This window comes from Streptomyces sp. SCPE 10, assembly GCF_051980735.1.
Classification (GTDB): Bacteria; Actinomycetota; Actinomycetes; order Streptomycetales; family Streptomycetaceae; genus Streptomyces; species Streptomyces misionensis.
In genome coordinates this window covers 6,905,741-6,925,298 of the sequence record NZ_CP197069.1, presented here as the reverse complement: position 1 = coordinate 6,925,298, position 19,558 = coordinate 6,905,741, and the positions used below count along the sequence as shown (strand labels likewise).

17 protein-coding genes are annotated in these 19,558 nt (G+C 70.3%); 3 read left to right on the top strand and 14 right to left on the bottom strand.

The genetic code is table 11. The features are described 5' to 3' along the window. Positions 1–565 precede the first annotated feature (565 nt). Together ACSP97_RS31700 and ACSP97_RS31695 are read left to right on the top strand one after the other, a co-directional pair. Positions 566–1,915, top strand: a complete 1,350-nt coding sequence (locus tag ACSP97_RS31700) for a family 43 glycosylhydrolase (RefSeq protein ID WP_440555440.1) — start codon at positions 566–568, stop codon at positions 1,913–1,915. Between the two features lie 198 nt (positions 1,916–2,113). After that, positions 2,114–3,391, top strand: coding sequence for a hypothetical protein (locus ACSP97_RS31695; protein ID WP_440555438.1), 1,278 nt, complete (start codon positions 2,114–2,116; stop codon positions 3,389–3,391). A 105-nt stretch (positions 3,392–3,496) separates the two neighbouring features. Here ACSP97_RS31695 and ACSP97_RS31690 read toward each other — a convergent pair whose 3' ends face one another. The 10 genes from ACSP97_RS31690 to ACSP97_RS31645 form a co-directional block, all read right to left on the bottom strand. Then, positions 3,497–3,889 carry a DUF2267 domain-containing protein gene (locus tag ACSP97_RS31690; RefSeq protein WP_355150817.1) on the bottom strand — a complete coding sequence of 131 codons (393 nt, stop codon included), beginning with the start codon at positions 3,887–3,889 and terminating at the stop codon, positions 3,497–3,499. A 77-nt stretch (positions 3,890–3,966) separates the two neighbouring features. Beyond that, positions 3,967–5,781, bottom strand: a complete 1,815-nt coding sequence (locus ACSP97_RS31685) for an FAD-dependent oxidoreductase (protein WP_440555436.1) — start codon at positions 5,779–5,781, stop codon at positions 3,967–3,969. Continuing rightward, the gene (locus ACSP97_RS31680) at positions 5,781–6,044 is read right to left on the bottom strand and encodes a UBP-type zinc finger domain-containing protein (protein WP_355150821.1); all 264 of its coding nucleotides are present in this window, start codon (positions 6,042–6,044) and stop codon (positions 5,781–5,783) included. Before ACSP97_RS31680 ends, ACSP97_RS31685 begins: the two co-directional genes overlap by 1 nt. Positions 6,045–6,049: 5 nt before the next feature. After that, on the bottom strand, positions 6,050–6,496 hold the full coding sequence (trxA, locus tag ACSP97_RS31675; RefSeq protein ID WP_355526798.1) for a thioredoxin: 447 nt from the start codon (positions 6,494–6,496) through the stop codon (positions 6,050–6,052). Then, on the bottom strand, positions 6,493–9,132 hold the full coding sequence (gene clpB / locus ACSP97_RS31670) for an ATP-dependent chaperone ClpB (protein WP_382008266.1): 2,640 nt from the start codon (positions 9,130–9,132) through the stop codon (positions 6,493–6,495). The genes trxA and clpB overlap by 4 nt, the downstream gene beginning before the upstream one ends. Next, positions 9,123–9,497 (bottom strand): chaperone modulator CbpM, encoded by a 375-nt coding sequence (locus ACSP97_RS31665; protein WP_358269817.1) that lies wholly within the window; start codon positions 9,495–9,497, stop codon positions 9,123–9,125. The genes clpB and ACSP97_RS31665 overlap by 10 nt, the downstream gene beginning before the upstream one ends. Further along, the gene (locus ACSP97_RS31660; protein ID WP_355152670.1) at positions 9,494–10,432 is read right to left on the bottom strand and encodes a J domain-containing protein; all 939 of its coding nucleotides are present in this window, start codon (positions 10,430–10,432) and stop codon (positions 9,494–9,496) included. The genes ACSP97_RS31665 and ACSP97_RS31660 overlap by 4 nt, the downstream gene beginning before the upstream one ends. Before the next feature lie 6 nt (positions 10,433–10,438). Next, positions 10,439–11,023, bottom strand: coding sequence for a nucleotide exchange factor GrpE (locus tag ACSP97_RS31655; RefSeq protein WP_355526803.1), 585 nt, complete (start codon positions 11,021–11,023; stop codon positions 10,439–10,441). A gap of 10 nt (positions 11,024–11,033) precedes the next feature. Beyond that, positions 11,034–12,938, bottom strand: a complete 1,905-nt coding sequence (gene dnaK / locus ACSP97_RS31650) for a molecular chaperone DnaK (RefSeq protein WP_355152674.1) — start codon at positions 12,936–12,938, stop codon at positions 11,034–11,036. A gap of 482 nt (positions 12,939–13,420) precedes the next feature. After that, the gene (locus tag ACSP97_RS31645) at positions 13,421–13,870 is read right to left on the bottom strand and encodes a DUF1931 family protein (RefSeq protein WP_355152675.1); all 450 of its coding nucleotides are present in this window, start codon (positions 13,868–13,870) and stop codon (positions 13,421–13,423) included. 445 nt (positions 13,871–14,315) lie between these two features. Here ACSP97_RS31645 and ACSP97_RS31640 point away from each other — a divergent pair, with 445 nt between their 5' ends. Then, complete coding sequence (locus tag ACSP97_RS31640; RefSeq protein WP_355526809.1) at positions 14,316–15,368, top strand: LLM class oxidoreductase; 1,053 nt, start codon at positions 14,316–14,318, stop codon at positions 15,366–15,368. Between the two features lie 40 nt (positions 15,369–15,408). Here ACSP97_RS31640 and ACSP97_RS31635 read toward each other — a convergent pair whose 3' ends face one another. The 4 genes from ACSP97_RS31635 to ACSP97_RS31620 all read right to left on the bottom strand — a co-directional run bounded on the left by ACSP97_RS31635 (position 15,409) and on the right by ACSP97_RS31620 (position 19,170). Then, on the bottom strand, positions 15,409–16,017 hold the full coding sequence (locus ACSP97_RS31635) for an NADPH-dependent FMN reductase (protein ID WP_355152679.1): 609 nt from the start codon (positions 16,015–16,017) through the stop codon (positions 15,409–15,411). 19 nt (positions 16,018–16,036) lie between these two features. Further along, a complete protein-coding gene (locus ACSP97_RS31630; RefSeq protein ID WP_355152681.1) occupies positions 16,037–16,417 on the bottom strand; it encodes a DUF2267 domain-containing protein in 381 nt (126 codons plus the stop codon). A 351-nt stretch (positions 16,418–16,768) separates the two neighbouring features. After that, positions 16,769–17,758 (bottom strand): cytochrome d ubiquinol oxidase subunit II, encoded by a 990-nt coding sequence (locus ACSP97_RS31625; RefSeq protein WP_440555430.1) that lies wholly within the window; start codon positions 17,756–17,758, stop codon positions 16,769–16,771. Continuing rightward, positions 17,755–19,170, bottom strand: a complete 1,416-nt coding sequence (locus ACSP97_RS31620) for a cytochrome ubiquinol oxidase subunit I (protein WP_355526815.1) — start codon at positions 19,168–19,170, stop codon at positions 17,755–17,757. The genes ACSP97_RS31625 and ACSP97_RS31620 overlap by 4 nt, the downstream gene beginning before the upstream one ends. Positions 19,171–19,558: the final 388 nt, after the last annotated feature.

The window sequence follows — 19,558 nt, the reverse complement described above, 5'->3', positions numbered from 1 at the left end:
ACAGGTCAAGGTAAGAAGGCCGAGACATTTCGTCAACCCTTCGACAAAAGTAAAGGGCAAAATCTCCACAGGCCGCAGTGCGGCCCGCCCGTGCGCCCGGCGGAGGAGGCCCGCGATTCCGGTCCCGGCAATGCCGTGAACAGCGGCGACGTTCACCACATGCGTCTTTGAAGCGCGCTTTACGCAATCTTGACGCAGCAGGCGGGAAGCTCACACACCTCTCTGACGTGGAGAAACGCCCTATCGGATGGGCTACGGCGGGGAGGGGGTCCGTCCGGATTATTTATCCGGTCTGTTGACGTAATGAGGCGGTCGTTTGAATGCTGTGCGGCATGTCGACCACGGCCCGCTCACCCGGAGCGGGCTCCGGGAACTCACCGGATCTCCCGGACGGCCCTGTACGACACCGTCGCGAAGCTCGTCGACGACGGCGCCGTGGTCGTCAGCAGGTCCGGATGCACACGTCGCGGCCGGGACCGGCCGGCAGAAGAACCGACCCTCGACCCGTCGACGGCAGGGGTGATCGGGTCGGCCGGCATCCCGCACAACGAAGGAGATGTGACTGATGACCGGCTTTGACAAGGACGGAATACGCAGGCGGTCCCTACTGGCCGGTGCGATCGGGCTGGGAGCCGCCGCCGCCCTGCCGACGAGCGCCGCCCACGCGGCGTCCGATCCGGCAGCGGCGGGGTCCATGCGGCGCTACCCGCCGAACTGGCCCGACCTTCAGCCGTACGGCACCGCCGATACCCGGGTGGACCTGTGGCCCCGTGACGACAACTCCTTCATCCTTCCGCTCGAACTGCGCCCCCGTGACAAGGACCGCGGAGTGGTCTGGATGCGGGACTTCTACGTCAACTGCTTCCAGGATCACGGCAGCGGTGCCCCCGTCTACGTCGCCACCGGCACCACCCGCGCGCCCGGGCTCAGCATCGCCGCCCCCTGGAACGACGGCATCTTCCTGTGGGTCGCGCACTCCCTCAAGGGACCGTGGCGGCTGATCGACACGACCGGGATCCGGCCCGGCGCCGAGAGGGGCAAGGTGTGGTCGCCCGAGTTCGTCGACGAGAACACGACCGGTCGGACCGTCGTCGCACCCTGGCAGGAATACTGGTACGACGACATGTTCGGCAAGCGCGGCGAGGTCTGGGCGCCGGAGGTGCACCGCTTCAACGGGAAGTGGTACATCGTGGCCTGCATGGGCGACCACTCCCAGAAGGTCGGCTCGTTCATGCTCGTGAGCGAGGGCGGGCTGGAGGGCCCGTACCGGCTGATCGAGGGCAACGTCGACAAGCCCTTCGGTGACTCCTTCATCGGGGGACCGAACTTCATCAAGCCGGGCGCGTACTTCCACATCGACGGAAGCTTCTTCTCCGAGGGCGACAACGCCTGGCTCGTACTGCACAACGACCTGTACGCCAAGTTCCGGCCGGACATGGAGGACATCGTCACGCCGACGAACCTCCCGCTGTTCACGCAGACGTCCTACACGCCCGATCCGTACCGCGAGGGCGTGTACGTCTTCAAGTACGGAGGCAAGTACTTCCTCTCCCAGGCCATCTGGGACCGGCAATGGACCGGCGCCGACGGCACCACGCAGTCCGCCTACAACAAGGTGGCGGGCACGAAGCAGTACCAGTACGACTCGGTGCTCGCCGTCGCGGACCATTTCGAGGGCCCGTACTCCGAGCGCTGGACCGCCGGTGTGGGGCTGGGTCACAACAACTTCTTCGTGGACCGCGACGGAGCGCTGTGGTCGACCTTCTTCCGCAACCCGAACCAGGGCTATTGGGCCGACCCGTCACGGGTCGCCCAGGGGGCCGTCCCCGGCGTCGTCCGGATGGAGTGGACGGGCCCGGCGGGCAACCGCGTCTACGTCAAGCGCCGGAACCTCGGGCGGACGACGAAGGGCTGACCGTCCACGCGGCGGCCGGTGGCGGGGGGCCCGGCACCCACACCGTCACCGGCCCGTCGGCTGGTTGTGTTCTGCTGCGTCCGTGGATCTGGCGCAGACTGCGCGTGGGGGCCGGACGGCAGCGCCTGTCACACCTCGGTCCGCCCCACCCCGACTCTGCTTTCGCTGATGGAACCCAACGGAAGGACAGGCGATCACATGCAGGGAAGTGGTACGGAATCCGGTGGTGGGCCGCAACGCAAGTCGACGTCCCGGCGCGGGTTGCTCGGCCTGGCCGCGGGCGCCGCTCTCGCGACGGCCGGGCTGGCGGCCCGCAGCGCGGACTGCGGGCGCGACGCGGTGACCGCGGCCGCCGCCGGCGGTTCCTTCGGCGCGGTGCCGGCCGGTGCGGTCGTGAGCCAGGTGACCGCGCCCCCCGCCTCGGGCGTCCTGGGCGCCAACTACAACGAGTCCTTGGACATGATCGACTACGCGGAGCTGGGCGCTGTCTCCGCCACCTGGATACGTGGCTTCTACCTGATGTCCGACGCCGACTCGGGGGATCCGGCGACGCAGACGGGGATGGCGACGTTGCTGCAGGCGTCGTCCGACGGCTACGGCACGGTGCTCTCCACGAAGTTCCAGTACCACGACACCACGCTTCCAGCGCCGGGTACCGCGGCCATGAACATCGCCCTGACCCGGCTCGACAAGGTCCTGGCGGCGGTGCTCGGGAAGGTCGACATCGTCACCATCGGCAACGAGCCGTTCTACGAGACCAGTCAGGCGGACCGTACGACCTCCGCCATCAACGACTTCTACGAGGCGCTGGCCCGGCACGCCGTCCAGTACCGGAGCACGTACTTCGGCACGACCTGCAAGACCGTCTTCTACATGGGGGCGCTCAACGGCCTCGAGGACCCTGCCAACCAGGACGCGCAGACCGACCGCTGGATGACCTTCGTGGCCGGCAACGCCGATATCGCCGGTACGGACATCCACCCGCATGTGGCGGGCATCGACGCGGCGCAGAAGTACCTCGACTACATCCTGCCCCACCTCCGCGCGGACCAGACGTTCCTGGCCACCGAGTTCTCCCTGATCCAGCTCTGGAAGCAGCACATGAGCGACCCGGTGGACCCCTCGTTCGCGAGTGCCTACGGCATTCCGGCGGGCACATTGGTGTGGCAGGTCGTCCACGATGCCGCCAACAACCCCTTCACGGAGCAGAAGTGGAACGACTTCCTGCTCTCCAACACGTGGTTCGCCCACCACTCGACCTTCATCACGAACTGGATGGCGCGCATGCGCAACACCGGCAAGCTCGCCGTGTCCAGCTACGGCATCACCCAGGGCGCGCCGATTCCCGACTTCGGTGCGAGCAGTACCCCTTGGGTACTCAACAGCATCTTCTGCCCCTACGTCTGCCGGATCGGGACGGGCGGCCTGCCCGGCCGCGACCGCACCTGGGCCTCCTCCTTCCGAGCCGCGCAGTAGGACCACCGGGCGGCTTCCCGGTCCTCGGCCTGACACCCGATCGGGAAGGGCGCCTACGGGCGACGTGACGGTCTTCGCCCGCGGCGTTCGAGGAAGTCCACGGGCTCAGTCCGCGAGGTCGGCCTTGCCGAACAGGACCGCGTAACTGGAGGGGAGCTGGCTGATGATCTGGTTCAGCTCTCCGCCGGTGACAGCGTCGGCGACGGTGGTCAGGACCGCGCTGGCGTCCCACTGCGCCGTACGAGGCCGGGCATGGGTGCGCTCGGCGACCCGCCGGTAGAACTCCTCGATCCCGAAGCTCCGCGCGTGCTGCGGCGCGGCGTGGTCCAGGACTTGTCCCAGCGGGCCGGGCAGCTGGGATGCGAGGTCCTTGACCTCTCCCGGGCTGATCCGCTGGGCCAGCACTTCCAGCACGGCGGTGGTGACGTCCGCGGCTTCGTCCTGGTCGTTGTATTCGCCTCGCTCGCGCACACGGGCGAGGAATCCGTCGTATTTCATGGCTGACCGTCCGTCCGCCTGTACCTAGCTGACAGGGGTGGGTGCCCAGAGGGGCCTTTCTCGTCGTCCGCCCTTCGTCATGCGAGCCATGCGGACTCCTTGTGACGTATACGGGGCGAGGCGTCCGAGTGGCCCGCGGCAGCCGACGTGCCCGTGGTGCCGGGCACGGCCGAGTGCCCCAGGTGCCGGTGCACGAAGTGGATGGCCATCGCGCCCTCACCGGCCGCGGAGGCCACCCGCTTCACCGAGCCGCTGCGGACGTCCCCGACCGCGAACACCCCGGGCAGGCTGGCCTCCAGGGTCATGCACGAGCGCCCGCGGCCGTGCCACACCTCGGGGTAGGTGCAGGCTTCCTGGGCCTCCGGTCCGGTGAGGACGAAGCCGCGGGAGTCGAGGGCGATGAGGCCGGCGAGCCACTCGGTGTGGGGGTCGGCTCCGGTGAAGACGAACAGGCTCCGTACCGCGAGCCGGCGGTGCCCGCCCGTGCGGTTGTCGACCACGTCGAGCTCCTCCAGCACTTCCCGGCCGATGACCTCGGTGACCTCGGTGTGCAGCATGACCTCCACCCGTGGATGGCGCTCGACCTGGTCGATCAGGTAGCGGGACATGTTGGCCTCGAGGCCGGCCCCTCGGACGAGCAGGTGCACCTTCGGCGCGTACCCGGCGAGGAACAGCACCGCCTGGCCCGCCGAGTTGCCGCCGCCGACGACGGCCACCGGGTCGGTGCGGCACTGCTGGGCCTCGTAGACGGTCGCCGAGTAGTGCACGCTCGTTCCCTCCAGGCGTTCGATGCCGGGCACCTGGAGTCGGCGGTAGCGGGCACCCGTGGCCAGGACGACGGCGCGGGCGGCGATCTCGCTGCCGTCGGCGAACGCCACCACGTAGTGGTCCTCGTCCTTGGCATGGAGGCCGGTCGCCTCCAGCGGAAGGCTGATCCTGGCGCCGAACTTGTCGGCCTGGAGCACGGCGCGTTCGGTGAGTTCGGCGCCGGAGATGCCGGACGGGAAGCCGAGCAGATTCTCGATGCGGGACGACGTGCCGGCCTGGCCGCCGGTGGCCATCGCCTCCACCACCGTGGTGCTCAGGCCCTCGGAGGCGGCGCACACCGCGGCAGCGAGGCCGGCCGGCCCCGAGCCCACGATGAGGACGTCGCCGTGACGGTTCCCGGCGGGCAGTGACGGCAGACCGATGAGCCGGGCCAGTTCCGCGTTGCTGGGGTTGCGCAACAGGGTGGTGTCCCGCCAGATAACGAGTGGTGTCTGCGCCGGGCCGACGCCGAAGCGGCGCAGCAGCGCCTCGGCCTCCTCGTCGGTCTCCAGGTCGATCCAGCGGTGCGGCAGCCGGTTGCGGACGGCGAACTCGCGCAGCCGTCTGGTGTCGGGCGAGTAGCGCGAGCCGATGATGCGGAACCCGGCGCCCTGTCCGACGAGCAGCGCGCGACGGCACAGACAGGCGCGCAGCACGACGTCACCGATGGTGGGGTCCTGGGACACCAGGTGGCGCAACTGGTCCAAGGAGACCACAAGGACCTCGCCCGGCTCCCTGGCGACCGCGGTGTAGAAGGCCACTTGGCCGTACAGCAGGCCGAGTTCGCCGATGAAGCGACCGGGGCCGTGCACGCGCAGCACGTGCTCCTCGGGAGTGCCGTAGTCCTCGACGACGGCGACGGTACCGGTGAGGACGACGAAGAACGTCTCGCAGCGCTCCCCCTCCCGGATCAGCACGTCGTTTGGAGCCATGGTCCGGCGTCGCCCGTGCTCCGCCAGACGCGCCATCTGGTCCTCCGTGAGGCGCGGATACGCGCCGTAGACGTCCGGGGTCTCCCAGACGGCGGCCTCGTCCGCGTTCTCCGGCACCGTTCCTCCGCCCGGCAGCGGCTGGTCGCCGGACATCAGACGAACGCCTCGTGCACGTAACACCAGCGCCAGTCCTCGCCGGGCTGGAAGGACTGCACGATCGGATGGGCGACGGCAGCCGCGTGCTTGCGCGCGTGCTTGTTCGGCGAGGAGTCGCAGCAGCCGACGTGCCCGCAGGTCAGGCAGAGCCTCAGGTGGACCCACGGGGAGCCGAGCATCAGACACTCCTGACACCCTTCCGGGGTCAGCGGCTGGACCGGCCGGACGAGCGCGAGGTGGGGATCTGCGTGCAGGGTCATCCGAATCACCCTTTCCGGGCGGTGATCGACTGTTCCACCCACCGGCGCAGAGCGGGGGCGGGCGCCGCCCCCGCCTGCCGGGCGACCGTCTCGCCCCGGTCGAGGATCAGCAGCGTCGGTACGGCCTGGACCTCGAAACGCTGCGACAGTCGCGGGTTCTTGTCGACGTCGACCTTGACGAGTTTGATCCGGCCGGCGAGTTCGGTGGCGACCTTCTCCAGTGCGGGGCTGACCATGCGGCAGGGGCCGCACCAGGTGGCCCACAGGTCGACCACGACGGGGATGTCGGCCCGCTCGGCGACCTCGGTGAAGTCGTCGTCGCCCGCGTCCGCCATCCACGGTAGGGGCTGCTTGCAGTGGCCGCACTTGGGGTGGCCCTCCGCGGCCACGGGCACCCGGTTGACGCGCCCGCAGTGAGGACAACCGACGGTCGTCGCCCGCATCGTGCTCATGCCGACCGCGCTCCCTTCACGTCCTCGGGCTGGTCGTAGGTGACCACCAGCTCTCCGTGTTCGGCGTCGACGCGGACCGTCGCGCCGTCCTGGACGTCACCGCGCAGCAGGGCGCGCCCGACCATCGTCTCGACCTCGTGGGAGATGTAGCGGCGCAGCGGCCGGGCCCCGTACACCGGGTCGTAGCCCTGGTGGGCGATCAACTCCCGGGCTGCTTCGGTGAGTTCGACGGTGATGCGGCGTTCGGCGAGCCGGCGGCGCAGCTCGTCGAACTGCAGCTCCACGATCCGCTCGATCTGCCGCTCGCCGAGCGGCTTGAACAGCACGATGTCGTCGACGCGGTTGAGGAACTCCGGGCGGAAGTGCCCGCGCAGCTCGCCCATCACCAGGGCGCGGGCGTCCGGCTTGATCTCGCCCTCGGCGGTGACGCCGTCGAGGAGGTGCTCGGAGCCGATGTTCGACGTCATGATGATCACGGTGTTGCGGAAGTCGACGGTGCGGCCCTGAGCATCGGTGATGCGGCCGTCGTCGAGGATCTGCAACAGGGTGTTGAAGACATCGGTGTGCGCCTTCTCGATCTCGTCGAACAGCACGACGGAGTACGGCTTGCGGCGTACGGCCTCGGTGAGCTGGCCGCCCTCCTCGTAGCCGACGTATCCGGGTGGTGCGCCCATGAGCCGGCTGACGGTGTGCCGCTCCTGGTACTCGCTCATGTCGAGGCGGACCATGTTCTCCTCGGAGTCGAACAGGGCCGCCGCGAGGGTCTTGGCCAGCTCGGTCTTCCCGACGCCGGTGGGGCCGAGGAAGATGAACGAGCCGATGGGGCGGCGTGGGTCGCGGATGCCGGAGCGGGCGCGGATGATGGCGTCGGCGACGAGTCTGACGGCCTCGTCCTGGCCGATGACGCGCTCGCGCAGGATCTCGTCGAGGCGCAGCAGCTTCTGGCGTTCGCCCTCCTGGAGGCGGGCGACGGGGATGCCGGTCCAGGCGGCGACGATCTCGGCGATCTCCTCCTCGGTGACGACCTCGCGCAGCAGCCGGTTCTTCCCTTGTTTGGCGGCCAGTTGCTCCTCCTCGGCCGTCAGCCGGCGCTCCAGGTCCTGGAGGCGGCCGTAGCGGAGTTCGGCAGCGCGGTTGAGGTCGTAGGCGCGTTCGGCCTCCTCCGCCTCGTGGCGGACCTGTTCCAGTTCCTGGCGTAGTTCCTGCACGCGGCGGATGGCCTGCCGTTCGGCCTCCCACTGGGCGCGTTTGGCGTCGGCCTCGCCGCGCAGGTCGGCCAGTTCCCTGCGCAGCTCCTCCAGGCGGGTCTTGCTGGCGGCGTCGGTCTCCTTGGACAGGGCCGCCTCCTCGATCTCCAGACGGGTGACGCGGCGGGTGATCTCGTCGAGTTCGGCGGGCATCGAGTCGATCTCGGTACGCAGCCGGGCGCACGCCTCGTCGACGAGGTCGATGGCCTTGTCGGGCAGGAACCGGTCGGTGATGTAGCGGTGGCTGAGGGTGGCCGCGGAGACCAGTGCGGTGTCCTGGATCTTCACGCCGTGGAAGACCTCCAGGCGTTCGCGCAGTCCGCGCAGGATGGAGATGGTGTCCTCCACGCTCGGCTCGTCGACCAGCACCTGCTGGAAGCGGCGTTCGAGGGCGGCGTCCTTCTCGATGTGCTTGCGGTACTCGTCCAGGGTGGTGGCGCCGATCATGTGGAGTTCGCCGCGGGCGAGCATCGGCTTGAGCATGTTGCCCGCGTCCATGGCCCCTTCGGCGGCGCCCGCGCCGACGACGGTGTGGAGTTCGTCGACGAAGAGCAGGATGCGCCCCTGGGCGGCCTTCACCTCGGCCAGCACGGCCTTGAGCCGTTCCTCGAACTCGCCGCGGTACTTCGCGCCGGCGACCAGGGAGCCCATGTCCAGGGCGAACACCGTCTTGTCACGCAGGCCTTCGGGCACGTCGCCGCGGACGATGCGCTGGGCCAGGCCCTCGACGATGGCGGTCTTGCCGACGCCGGGATCTCCGATGAGGACGGGGTTGTTCTTGGTCTTGCGGCTGAGGATCTGGGTGACGCGGCGGATCTCCGCGTCCCGGCCGATGACCGGGTCCAGCCGCCCGGAGCGGGCCTCGAGGACGAGGTCGCGGCCGTACTTCTCCAGAGCCTCGTAGGCCACTTCGGGGTTGGCGGAGGTGACGCGCTGGTTGCCGCGGACCTGGGTGAGCGCGCTCAGGAACGAATCCCGGGTCACGCCGTGCTCCTTGAGCAGGCGTCCGGCGGCGGTCGCCGAGCCCTCCTCGGCCAGGGCGAGCAGGAGGTGCTCCACGGACACGTACTCGTCCTTGAGGCGTTTGGCCTCCCGCTCGGCGGCATCGAGCAGGCGGGACAGGCGCTGGGTGACGAAGACCTGGCCGGGTGCCGCGCCCGGACCGGTGACCTTCGGCCGGCGGGAGAGTTCCTCGCGCACGGCCGCGCGCAGTTCCTTCGGCTCGGTGCCGGCCTGTTGCAGCAGCCGCGGGATCAGACCGTCCTCCTGATCGAGAAGGGCGAGCAGCAGGTGTTCCCCGTCGACCTCGGTCTGCCCCATGCCGACGGCCGCGCTCTGGGCCTCCTGGAGTGCTTCCTGGGACTTCTGCGTGAGACGGTTCATGTCCATGGGGGTGTTTCACTCCTCGTACCGGCGCGGCGCAGGGCGGCTTCGAGCATGCTGATGCGGTCCAGCAGGTCGAGCACCAGGCCGATGGATGCGTAGTTGAGGCACAGCCCGGTGCGCAGCCGCTGGACGCGGGCGAGGGCGGCCGGTGCCGTGGGTTCGAACACCAGCCCGCCGGAGGCGTCGCGCTCGGCCTCGACCAGGCCCAGAGCGACGAACCGGCGGATGAGGTCGGGATGGACCCCGGAGCGGCGGGCCGCGGTCTGCAGGGAGAGCCTGGGCACCGGCACGATCGCGTAGCGGACGCGGGCCGTCGCGGGAGCTGTCGGCCGGGACGCCTGGCGCGCCCCGACGCGCGGGTCACTCATCGTGTCCTCCTGGGGTCGAACGAGGAGACGGCGGCGAGCTCCTCGAAAAGTGCGCGCTCCCGGTCGCCGAGCCTGGACGGCACCATGATCCGGAGCTCGGCGTAGAGATTGCCGTTCGCGCCGCGCGGGTTCGGCATGCCCTCACCGCGCAGCCGCAGCCGCCGGCCGCTGGACGAGCCCGCGGGCACGGTGACCTTCGCCGCCGCCCCGCTCGGCGTGGGCACCGGAACCGTCGCGCCCAGCGCGGCCTCCCAGGGTGTGACCGGAAGCTGCACATGCACGTCCCGGCCGTCGAGGCGGAACCGGGGGTGCGGCTGGATCCGCACCCGCAGGTACAGGTCCCCCGCGGGGGCGTCGCCGTTGCCCCGGCCGCCCTCGCCCGCCAGCCGGATACGCTGCCCGTCGGTGACACCCGGTGGCACGTCGACCTCGTACCGCCGCGGCTGGCCGGTGGGACCGGCGAGGGTGACGGTGCGATGACCTCCGCGGTAGGCCTCCTCGACGGTGAGCGGCAGTTCGGCCTCCTGGTCGGCGCCGGGAACCCGCATCCGTCCGGCGCCCCCGAAGAACGAGCCGAACAGGTCGTCGACGTCGACGCCCTCCGCGCCGAAGCCGCTGGTGGCGTACCGGACCCGGGGGCCGCCCCCGGTGGACCAGCGGAAGCCGCCACCGGGTCCCGCGCCGGCACCGACCCGTTCCTCCCAGTCCTCGGGCACCTTCCGGAAGTCCTCGCCGAAGCGGTCGTAACGGGCCCGCTGGTCGGGGTCGGACAGGACGCTGAAGGCCTCGTTGATCTCCTTGAACCGCTCCTCGGCCGCGGGATCCTTGTTGACGTCCGGGTGGTACCGGCGGGCCAGCTTGCGATACGCCTGCTGGATCTCGTCCTTGTCGGCGTCGCGCGGGACCCCGAGAACCTCGTAGAAGTCGCGTGCCATGGCCGCTCACTCCCGCTTGGCGACGGTCACGGCGGCCGGCCTCAGCTGCCGTTCGGCCTCGCCGTAGCCGGGGCGCAGCACCTGCGCCACGGTGTTCGGTTCGGCGTCGGGGTCCTGGACCACGCCGACGACCTCGTGCCGGGAGGGGTCGAACGGGACGCCGGTCTCGGCGTGCCGCTCGTAGCCCAGCCGTTCCAGGATGGACACGGCCTGGTCGCGCACGGCGCGAACTCCCTCGACGATCGCCCCGGGGTCGGAGCCCGCGTGGTTCAGGGCGAGTTCGAGGTTGTCGACGACGGGGAGGAAGGCCGCGGCCGTGCGGGCGCGTTCGAGCGCGCGCTCGCGGTCCAGTTCCCTGGCGTGTCGCTTGCGCAGGTTGTCCAGGTCGGCGAGGGCGCGCCGCCAGCGGTCCTCGACCTCTTTCAGCGCGGCCGCGTACTCGTCGTCGCCCCCGGTCGGACCGGTGGCCGCGTCGGGGCCCGGTTCGGGTTCCGCGGCCGGCGGCGCGGGCTCGGCCAGGCGGCCCCGCGGCGGCTGTGCGGCCCCTTCGGGCGGCAGGTCGGACGCTCGGTCCTGGGGAGGGGTGGGCATGGCGGGTACCTCAGCCCTTGTCGAACTCGGCGTCGATCACGTCTTCGTCGGTGCCGGCTCCGCCCTGCCCGGAGCCGTCCGGCCCGGTGGTGTCGGACGGGCCACTCGCCGCCGCGGCTTCGGCCTGGTGGGCGGCGAGCCCGGCGTAGATCTGCTGGAGTTCGGAGGTCAGCGGCCTGGTCTTGTCCACTCCGGCCTCGTTCTTGACCGCGTCGCGGGCCTCGGCCACCAGCATCTCGGCGCGGGCCTTCTCGTGCGCGGGCGCGGCGTCGGCCAGTTCGTTCAGACGCTTCTCGACCTGGTAGGCGATCGCGTCGAGTTCGTTGCGGGCGTCGACGGCCTCGCGGAGTGCCTGGTCCTGGCCCCGGTTGCTTTCGGCCTCCTGGACCATGCGTTCGACCTCGCTCCGGTCCAGGTTGGAGCTCTCGCTGATGGTGATGCCCTGTTCCTTGCCGGTGTCCTTGTCGCGTGCGCTGACGTTCAGGATGCCGTTGGCGTCGATGTCGAAGGTGACCTCGATCTGCGGTTCGCCCCGCGGCGCCGGCCGGATGTCGGTGAGCTGGAACCGGCCGAGGACCCGGTTGTCGGCGGCCCGCTCGCGCTCGCCCTGGAGGACGACGATGTCGACGGCCGGCTGGTTGTCCTCGGCGGTGGAGAAGGTCTCGCTGCGGCGCACCGGGATGGTGGTGTTCCGCTCGATGATCTTCGTCATCACCCCGCCGCGCGTCTCCACGCCCAGCGACAGGGGGGTGACGTCGAGCAGCAGGACGTCCTTGACCTCGCCCTTGAGCACCCCGGCCTGGATCGCGGCGCCCAGGGCCACGACCTCGTCGGGGTTCACGCTCATGTTGGGTTCCTTGCCGCCGGTCAGTCGGCGCACCAGCGCCTGGACGGCGGGGATGCGGGTGGAACCGCCGACGAGGATGACCTCGTCGATGTCGCTCTCGCCGACCTTGGCGTCGGCCATGGCCTGCTGGACCGGACCGAGGCAGCGCTCCACCAGGTCTCCGGTGATCTGCTCGAACGTGGACCGCATGATCGAGTCGGTGAGATGCTTGGGCCCGGAGGCGTCGGCGGTGATGAACGGCAGGCTCACCTGGGTCTGGGTGACGGAGCTGAGTTCGGTCTTGGCCTTCTCCGCCGCCTCGAACAGGCGTTGCAGCGCCTGCGGGTCCTTGCGCAGGTCGATGCCGTTCTCCTTCTGGAAGTCGTCCGCGAGGTGGTCGACCAGACGCCGGTCGAAGTCGTCGCCGCCCAGATGACTGTCGCCCGCCGTGGACCGCACCTCGACCACGCCGTCGCCGACATCGAGGATGCTCACGTCGAAGGTGCCGCCGCCCAGGTCGAAGACGAGGACGGTCTCGTGCTGCTTCTTGTCCATGCCGTACGCGAGGGCGGCCGCCGTCGGCTCGTTGATGATCCGCAGCACCTCCAGCCCCGCGATGCGTCCGGCGTCACGGGTCGCGGTGCGCTGGGCGTCGTTGAAGTAGGCGGGCACCGTGATGACCGCCTCCGTGACGCGTTCCCCCAACTGCTTGGAGGCGTCGTCGGCGAGTTTGCGCAGCACCAGGGCACTGATCTCCTCAGGCGCGTACAGCTTGTCACGCACCTTGAAGCGGGCCTCGCCGTTCTCTCCCGGGACGACGTCGTAGGCGACGGCCTTGGCCTCGTCGGGGATCTCGTCGAAGTGCCGGCCGATGAACCGCTTGGCCGAGTAGATGGTGCCCTTGGGGTTGAGGATCGCCTGGCGGCGGGCCAACTGGCCGACCAGGCGCTCGCCCGTGTCGGTGAAGGCCACGACGGACGGTGTCGTGCGGTTGCCCTCGCTGTTGGGCACGACGGACGGCTCGCCGCCCTCCCACACGGCGATCACCGAGTTCGTGGTGCCCAGGTCGATGCCCACTGCCTTGGCCATGAGGAACTCCTTCCGCGGCGGTCGACGTCCGTCGGCGGCCGTTCATCCTCCGGGCCCTGTCCGCCCGGCTTCGAAACCCGTTCGGCTGGGGGCGGGGCCGGCCGCCCCCGGAGGAGGCACTCTTCGTGCTCGCGCCCGCCCGGCTGTCCAGCCCGGCGACCCGGCCGGACGGCCTCATCGGCGACGTCCTCGTCCACCGTGACGTCGTACCGGCCGGGCTCCAGCGAGCGGATCGCGTCCGCGGGTCCGCTCGGTCATGGCCACTCCTTCCGCCGACGGACCGCCAAGCGGTCCCGACAGGCCCCAGAGTGACGGTTCAGCCGGTCACCCCGCCTGCGCCCAGCGGGTCGAAAAGTGGCACCGCAGGTCGGTCTGCGAGGTCAGGAGGCGGTGAACGCCAGGGACCGGGGGCCGTACGGAGGCCGCCACGGATGCCCAGCCCGTGGAGGTTCGCATCGGTGGCCTGCACCGGGGCGCGGCTGCTACAGCAGCCGGTCGAACACCGCGGTCACGCCGTCCCAATGGCTGGTCTGCGGGTTCTTGACATCCGGGTACATGACTTTGAACGTCTCGGCGAGGGCGACGCTGAGACCGCCGATGATCTCGGGGTACCGCTCTTCGGTCTCCTCGGTGGGGGTCCTGTCGAGGGGAGGGTGCGCGGCGAGCTGTTCCAGGATCGGTTTCAGCTCGACCTCCTCGTCGAGCCGCCGGAACCGGTGGACGCTCTCCTGAAGGCCCTTGGTGATCGGCAGATCCCACGGTTCGACCGAATCCCGGCCGTTGGCCTTGGCCGACGCCTGGCCGACGACCAGGAGGTCGTAGAGCTTGGCGTCGACGAAGTCGCCGTACCGCTTCAGGTCGTTCTTGTCCACGTCGAGACCTGCGGCGGCGCGGAAGAACCTCTCGAACTTCGACACACCCATCACGGCCATGCCTCTCGCCTCCTCACCGGGAACCGGGCGGCGTCGTTCGCTCCCGCCGGCGCCGCCATCGGCTGTCACCGGTCGAGATTCGCAGAGCCCGCCTGCTGAGCGCCTCCGCACCCCAGGCCGAAAAAGGGCACCCCCTCCTGCCCTGGCGGAACAGCATGAGAGGCGCAGGGGCCCCGGCCCCTTTGCGGCGGCGGAGGCCGTCTGCACCTGTGCTCGGAGGTCCACGGAGCCCGCCGTTTTTCCGCCCGTCGGGAGCAGGCGGGGTGTGGCCCCCATCCCGAGCATGGAGGTGGCGCCGCCTCTGCTGAGGGGCGTCGGGGCTACGTCGGCGAGGGGATGCGCGAGGACTTCCGGTTGGGCAACCTCGGCACACGTCCGACGCGGACGCGGACTCGGACGACGCGGACTCGGACTCGGACTCGGCATGAAATCGCCGGAGGCTCGCATGACACGATCGACAGTTCCTTCAGCCGGCGCACCCGTGGACGTCGAAGGCGGGGCGCAACGGCCGTTCTCCGAGCACGCGGCGATGGCCAGGGCGTATCCCGGCGGCAGGATGACCGTGGGCGCCATCACGCCACTGGAGGGCTTCGACGGGCCCGTACCGTCCCTGGCCGGGCACATCGAGCGGATCCAGCAGGCCGAGCGGGCCGGCTTCGCCTCGGTGTGGGTCCGTGACGTGCCGCTGCTGGACCCGAGCTTCGGGGACGCCGGGCAGGTCTTCGACCCCTGGGTGTACCTGGGGCAGCTCAGTGCCCGCACCACCTCGATCACACTGGGGACCGCCAGCATCGTCATGCCGCTGCGGCATCCACTGCACACCGCCAAGGCGGCCGCCTCGGTGGACCAGTTGTCCGGCGGACGGCTCCTGCTCGGGGTGGCCACCGGTGACCGGCCCGTGGAGTTCCCGGCCTTCGGTCAGGACCTGGGCGACCGGGCCGAGAGGTTCCGGCAGTCGCTGGAGTACTTCCGTGTCGTCCTCGAGCACCGTTTCCCGCACGTCGAGTCGCCACTCGGCCGGATGCGCGGCACCGAGCTGCTGCCCAAGCCGGTGTACCGGCGGATCCCCGTACTGATGACGGGACGCGGCCGACAGGACGTCCGGTGGATCGCCGACAAGACGGACGGCTGGCTGTACTACACCCCGCCGCTCCAGCAGCAGGCCGAGAACATCGAGCGATGGCGGGAACTGACCGAAGGCGACGCCGGGGGGTTCAAGCCCTACGCACAGGCCACCTATCTGGATCTGACCGAGGACCCGCTGGCCCTGCCCCGGCGCATCCACCAGGGCTTCTCGGTGGGCCGGGTGTCGTTCCTGGCGATGATGCGGGCCTGGCAGGACATCGGCATCGACCAGCTGATGATCAACTTCAAGCACAGCCGCCGTCCGGTCGCCGAAGTGATCGACGAACTGGCCGAACACGTGCTGCCGCACTTCCCACCCGGGCGCTCCGGGGCGCGCGACGAGCACCGGCCCGTGGAGCGTACCGGGCCCTGAGAAAGCACGATCCCGGCGCCCCGGCGTGACAGGGCCGAGTTCAGTCCCGGACGGCCCCGGACGGGCGCTCCTGCGCGTAGTCGCACGTGCCCTCCGCCCGGAACTGCAGGGCCGCCCTGGTCACCTCCGCGCCGAGGCCGCGCAACTGGTCCGCGACCGCCTGGTCGGTGAGGCGTCCCTCGCCGTCGAAGACCCGGGAGGACCGCGGGACCGCGAACACCAGCGGCACGGCCCAGCCGCGCAGCGACCGCACGATGAACTCCATGGCGTTGATGGCCTGCAGGCCCTGCACCCCGCCGGCGGTCGTCAGCATCCCCACGGGTTTGTTGCTGAGGTAGGGCGGGTCGTGGTCGGCCAGGAGGGCGAGCCAGTCCACCGCGTTCTTGAACGCGCCGCTGACCGAGCCGTGGTATGTCGGGCTGCTCCACAGCAGGGCGTCGGCTGCCTGAACCGTGTCCGCAAGCCGGCGCGCGGACGCGGGGGTCCCGTGCTCGGACGAGTAGAACGGAAGAGCGAGCCGTCTGAGGTCGATCACCAGGGTGCCGGCGCCCGCGTCGGCCGCCCCCTCGACCGCGACACACAGTGCGGTGAGGCTGGTCGACGGGGTGCGCAGCGAACCTCCCATGCCGACGACGAGCGGGCGCGTCATCCTGTCAACTCCTTGGGTGTCACCCGGCGGGTTTCACGGCCTGGGAGAAGTCCGTGCCGAGCTGCGCCATCAGGTCGGTGAACTCCTTCTCGCTGATCGCCTCGCGGAGCACGGCCAGTACGGTTCGCACTCCCCGGTCGGCTTCCTCTTCCTTGAGCATGGTGCGTTCGGCCACGCGTCGGACGCTGTCCTTGTGGCCGAAGCGCTCGATGCGGTCCGTGGTTCCCCGGCGCACCGCCTCCGCGAGGCCCTCGGGGAGCTCGGTGGCCAGGTCCCTGGCCTCCCCCGGGCTCAGCCTGTGGGCCAGCGTCTCGAGCGTGGCCCAGGTCAGGTCCGCCGCCTCCTCCCGGCCCAGTCCGGTGCGCTCGGCGACGGTACGGACGAATTGCTGCTCATCCATGGGTCGTCCTCGTTCCCTGCTGTGTTGCGACGAACGGCGCGGACCCCCCTGCAAGCCTGCCACGCCGCCCCGGACCGCGCCCGCCCACGCACGGCGGTGACCGCGACTGCCCACAGCTTGCCGTGGCACGGGACCGGATCAGTACGTGTGAGCGGGTCCGGGCGTGGAAGGTAGGGCGCGCGATCGACGCGGCGCACTCGGGCGGATCCGGAACGTGCTCGCGGGGTCGCGAACCGGCTGGAGGCGGGCATGGCGTGGATCAACCACCCGACCGCGTCCCGGCGGAGCTGCCCTTCGGCGGCGACCGATGACGCCGCGCGGCGCGCGGCGTTCCGGTGGCGGCGGTTCTCGTCAGCCGAGCTTGCGTCGCAGTTGCAGGCTGTACAGCAGAAGGAGCGAGGGTGCGATCAGGACGACCGCGACGCAGGACACCACGATCAGTACCCACAGGGTGGCCGTCGGAGCCGCCGCCTGTTGAATCGTCAGGTGGGTGCCCAGGAGGTACGGGTACTGGGCCACTCCCCATCCCCCGACGACGGTGGTGATCGCGGTGGCCGCCAGGGTGCGCACGACAGGAGGGCTGCCCCTGCGCAACAGGAGCAGCGCGGCCAAGCCGCACAGGCCCGAGACGACCAGGAGCGGTGCGCCCACCGTGCTGAGCTGGTGGAACAGGCGCGGGGAGTCCGCACGCAGGACGAACACGCCCACGAGCGCCACCAGTCCCGCGACGATGCCCGCCCCGAAGGCCCGGCGGCTGAACGCCTTTTCCAGGGAGGTGTCCGCTCGGTGCTGGGCCTGTCCGGTGAGGAACACGGCGGCCAGGTAGGCGCAGACGGTGACCGCGAGGACGCCGCCGAGAACGGAGGTCGGATTGAGCCAGCTGGACAGCGCGTCGCCGTGCCCGGCCGAGGGGACCCGACCGGAGGCGATCCCGCCCGCGACGGTGCCGAAGAAGAACGGGGTCAGCACCGACGAACAGGCGAAGGCGACACCGCTGATCAGCTCCCCCCGCCCTTGGGCCAGCGCATGCCGGAAGGCGAAGCCCGAGCCCCTGGCCACGATCCCCAGTGCGGCCAGGCCCAGGGGGATGTACAGAGTGGTGGTCATGGCGGTGAACGCCCGGGGGAAGGCCGTCCAGATCGTGACGAAGCAGAAGATCAGCCATGTGTGGTTGGCCTCCCACACCGGGCTGATGGAGACGTTGATCAGCTCCCGTGCGGGGCGTCCCCGCGCGGCGCCGCCGGCTGTCAGATCCCAGAAGCCGGCCCCGTAATCGGCGCCGCCGAAGAGGGCGTAGGCGATGACTCCGATGAACAGGACCACCGCGATGAAATCGCTCATGCCTCGTCTCCTCCGAGGGGGTGCCCGTTCGCCGTCCGCGCGGCCCGGGGGCCGTACGGGACCACGACGGCCTCCGTGCCCTGCTCCGACCAGCGGCGACGCAAGGTGTGCAGAACACACAAGGCACCGACGGCGACGCACGCGTAGATCACGAGGACCGTGGCGAACAGGGGCCACAGGTTCCCCTGTGTGGCGACGGCGTTCTCCGTCAGCAGGAGTCCCACGACCGTCCAGGGCTGGCGGCCGACCTCGGTCACCACCCAGCCGCTCTCCAGGGAGACGAGCGCGATCAGCCCGGAGACCGCGGAGCTTCGCAGGAACCAGCGGTTGGTCGGCACCTCGCGCCGCCGCCACCACAGCCAGGCGAACCAGAGTGCCAGCAGGAGCAGGAGCGATGCGGTTGCGACCATGACGTCGAAGGCGAGATGCACGACGTTGACGACCGAGTCCGTGGGGCGTACCGCTGCGGGGATCGCGTCCAAGCCCTTGATCGTGGTGGACGGGGTGAAACCGGCGAGGATCGAGGCCACGTCGGGAAGCTGGAGACCGAAGCGCACCTTGCCGTCGACGAAGATGCCGCCGAGGGTCTCCGGGACGTGATCACCGGTGGTCGGCAGGAGTTCGATGGCGGAGAACTTCGCCGGCTCCCTGTCGTACACCTGGCGGGCGATCGTGTCCCCGACGAGGAACTGCAGCGGCATGGCGATCGCGGCGACCGTGAACGGTACGGCGAACCCCAGCCGGTGGTAGTGGTCCCGGCGTCCCTTGAGCAGGCCCCACGCGTACACGCCCGCGACCATGAACCCCGCGACGATGTACGCCGCGAGGAGCATGTGCACCATCTCCCACCAGAACGCGCCGTTGAAGAAGACCTGCGAGGGGATCACGCCCACCACACGCCCGTTCCGCACGGCGATTCCGGCGGGCTGGTTCATCCAACTGTTGGCCGCGATGACGGAGGCCGTTCCGCCGACACCCGCCAGGGTGACCACGACGCCGGTGAAGAAGTGCGGCCACGGGGGCAGTCTCTTCCAGCCGTAGATGTAGATGGCCACGAAGATCGCTTCGAGGAAGAAGAAGAGGCCCTCGACGGCGAACGGAAACCCGAAGGCCGGCCCGTACCTGCCCATGAGCCCGGGCCAGAGCAGCCCCAGCTCGAACGTCAGCACGGTGCCGGACACGGCCCCCACCGCGAACAGCACGGCGGCCACCTTGGACCATCGCTGTGCCAGGACCAGCGCCTGCTGATCGCCGTGGCGCAGCGCCCGGTAGTGGCAGACCAACATCATGAAGGTGAATGCGACGCCGAAGGGCACCAGGATGATGTGAAAGCCCAGTGTGAACGCCATCTGCTCACGCGCGGGGAGGAGTTGTGGCGGGTCGGCGGCTGTGAGCAGGGCGGACAGCACCATGAATTCTCTCTCTGGCTCCGACGGTGGCGGACGAAACTCATGCCGTGGGGACAGGCTGCTGGTGCCGGTACCCGCGCTTGCCGGAGACTCGCGCCGGGCGGCGCATGTCCGAGGGCGCGGCCGCCGACGAGGTCAGAGACGGCCAGCCCGGTGTATCCGCCGGGTGCGGAGCACGGAGGTGGACCCGGTGCGGCGGGCGGGAGTCCGCAGGCGAGCGTGCGGACGGGCCCCGGGACGCGGAAGCCCGGCGGCACGCCGCGAGGCGCTTCGCGTCGGCTGCGGGCCGCGCTTCCCCGCGGTCTCCGCCGCCTTTTTCACGATCCTGTCCGTCTCATTCGAATCGTTCACGGCCTTTACCTTCCGGCACTTCCAACCGGCCTGAAGAAGG

Bases quoted from the DNA above. Each gene is read 5' to 3' on its own strand.
- ACSP97_RS31630 (WP_355152681.1), bottom strand. From the start codon at position 16,417: ATGGATGAGCAGCAATTCGTCCGTACCGTCGCCGAGCGCACCGGACTG.
- clpB (WP_382008266.1), bottom strand. From the start codon at position 9,132: ATGGACATGAACCGTCTCACGCAGAAGTCCCAGGAAGCACTCCAGGAG.
- ACSP97_RS31685 (WP_440555436.1), bottom strand. From the start codon at position 5,781: ATGTCCGGCGACCAGCCGCTGCCGGGCGGAGGAACGGTGCCGGAGAAC.
- trxA (WP_355526798.1), bottom strand. From the start codon at position 6,496: ATGAGCACGATGCGGGCGACGACCGTCGGTTGTCCTCACTGCGGGCGC.
- ACSP97_RS31620 (WP_355526815.1), bottom strand. From the start codon at position 19,170: ATGGTGCTGTCCGCCCTGCTCACAGCCGCCGACCCGCCACAACTCCTC.
- ACSP97_RS31660 (WP_355152670.1), bottom strand. From the start codon at position 10,432: ATGGCACGCGACTTCTACGAGGTTCTCGGGGTCCCGCGCGACGCCGAC.
- ACSP97_RS31645 (WP_355152675.1), bottom strand. From the start codon at position 13,870: ATGGCCGTGATGGGTGTGTCGAAGTTCGAGAGGTTCTTCCGCGCCGCC.
- dnaK (WP_355152674.1), bottom strand. From the start codon at position 12,938: ATGGCCAAGGCAGTGGGCATCGACCTGGGCACCACGAACTCGGTGATC.
- ACSP97_RS31635 (WP_355152679.1), bottom strand. From the start codon at position 16,017: ATGACGCGCCCGCTCGTCGTCGGCATGGGAGGTTCGCTGCGCACCCCG.
- ACSP97_RS31690 (WP_355150817.1), bottom strand. From the start codon at position 3,889: ATGAAATACGACGGATTCCTCGCCCGTGTGCGCGAGCGAGGCGAATAC.
- ACSP97_RS31625 (WP_440555430.1), bottom strand. From the start codon at position 17,758: ATGAGCGATTTCATCGCGGTGGTCCTGTTCATCGGAGTCATCGCCTAC.
- ACSP97_RS31665 (WP_358269817.1), bottom strand. From the start codon at position 9,497: ATGAGTGACCCGCGCGTCGGGGCGCGCCAGGCGTCCCGGCCGACAGCT.
- ACSP97_RS31680 (WP_355150821.1), bottom strand. From the start codon at position 6,044: ATGACCCTGCACGCAGATCCCCACCTCGCGCTCGTCCGGCCGGTCCAG.
- ACSP97_RS31640 (WP_355526809.1), top strand. From the start codon at position 14,316: ATGACACGATCGACAGTTCCTTCAGCCGGCGCACCCGTGGACGTCGAA.
- ACSP97_RS31695 (WP_440555438.1), top strand. From the start codon at position 2,114: ATGCAGGGAAGTGGTACGGAATCCGGTGGTGGGCCGCAACGCAAGTCG.
- ACSP97_RS31700 (WP_440555440.1), top strand. From the start codon at position 566: ATGACCGGCTTTGACAAGGACGGAATACGCAGGCGGTCCCTACTGGCC.
- ACSP97_RS31655 (WP_355526803.1), bottom strand. From the start codon at position 11,023: ATGCCCACCCCTCCCCAGGACCGAGCGTCCGACCTGCCGCCCGAAGGG.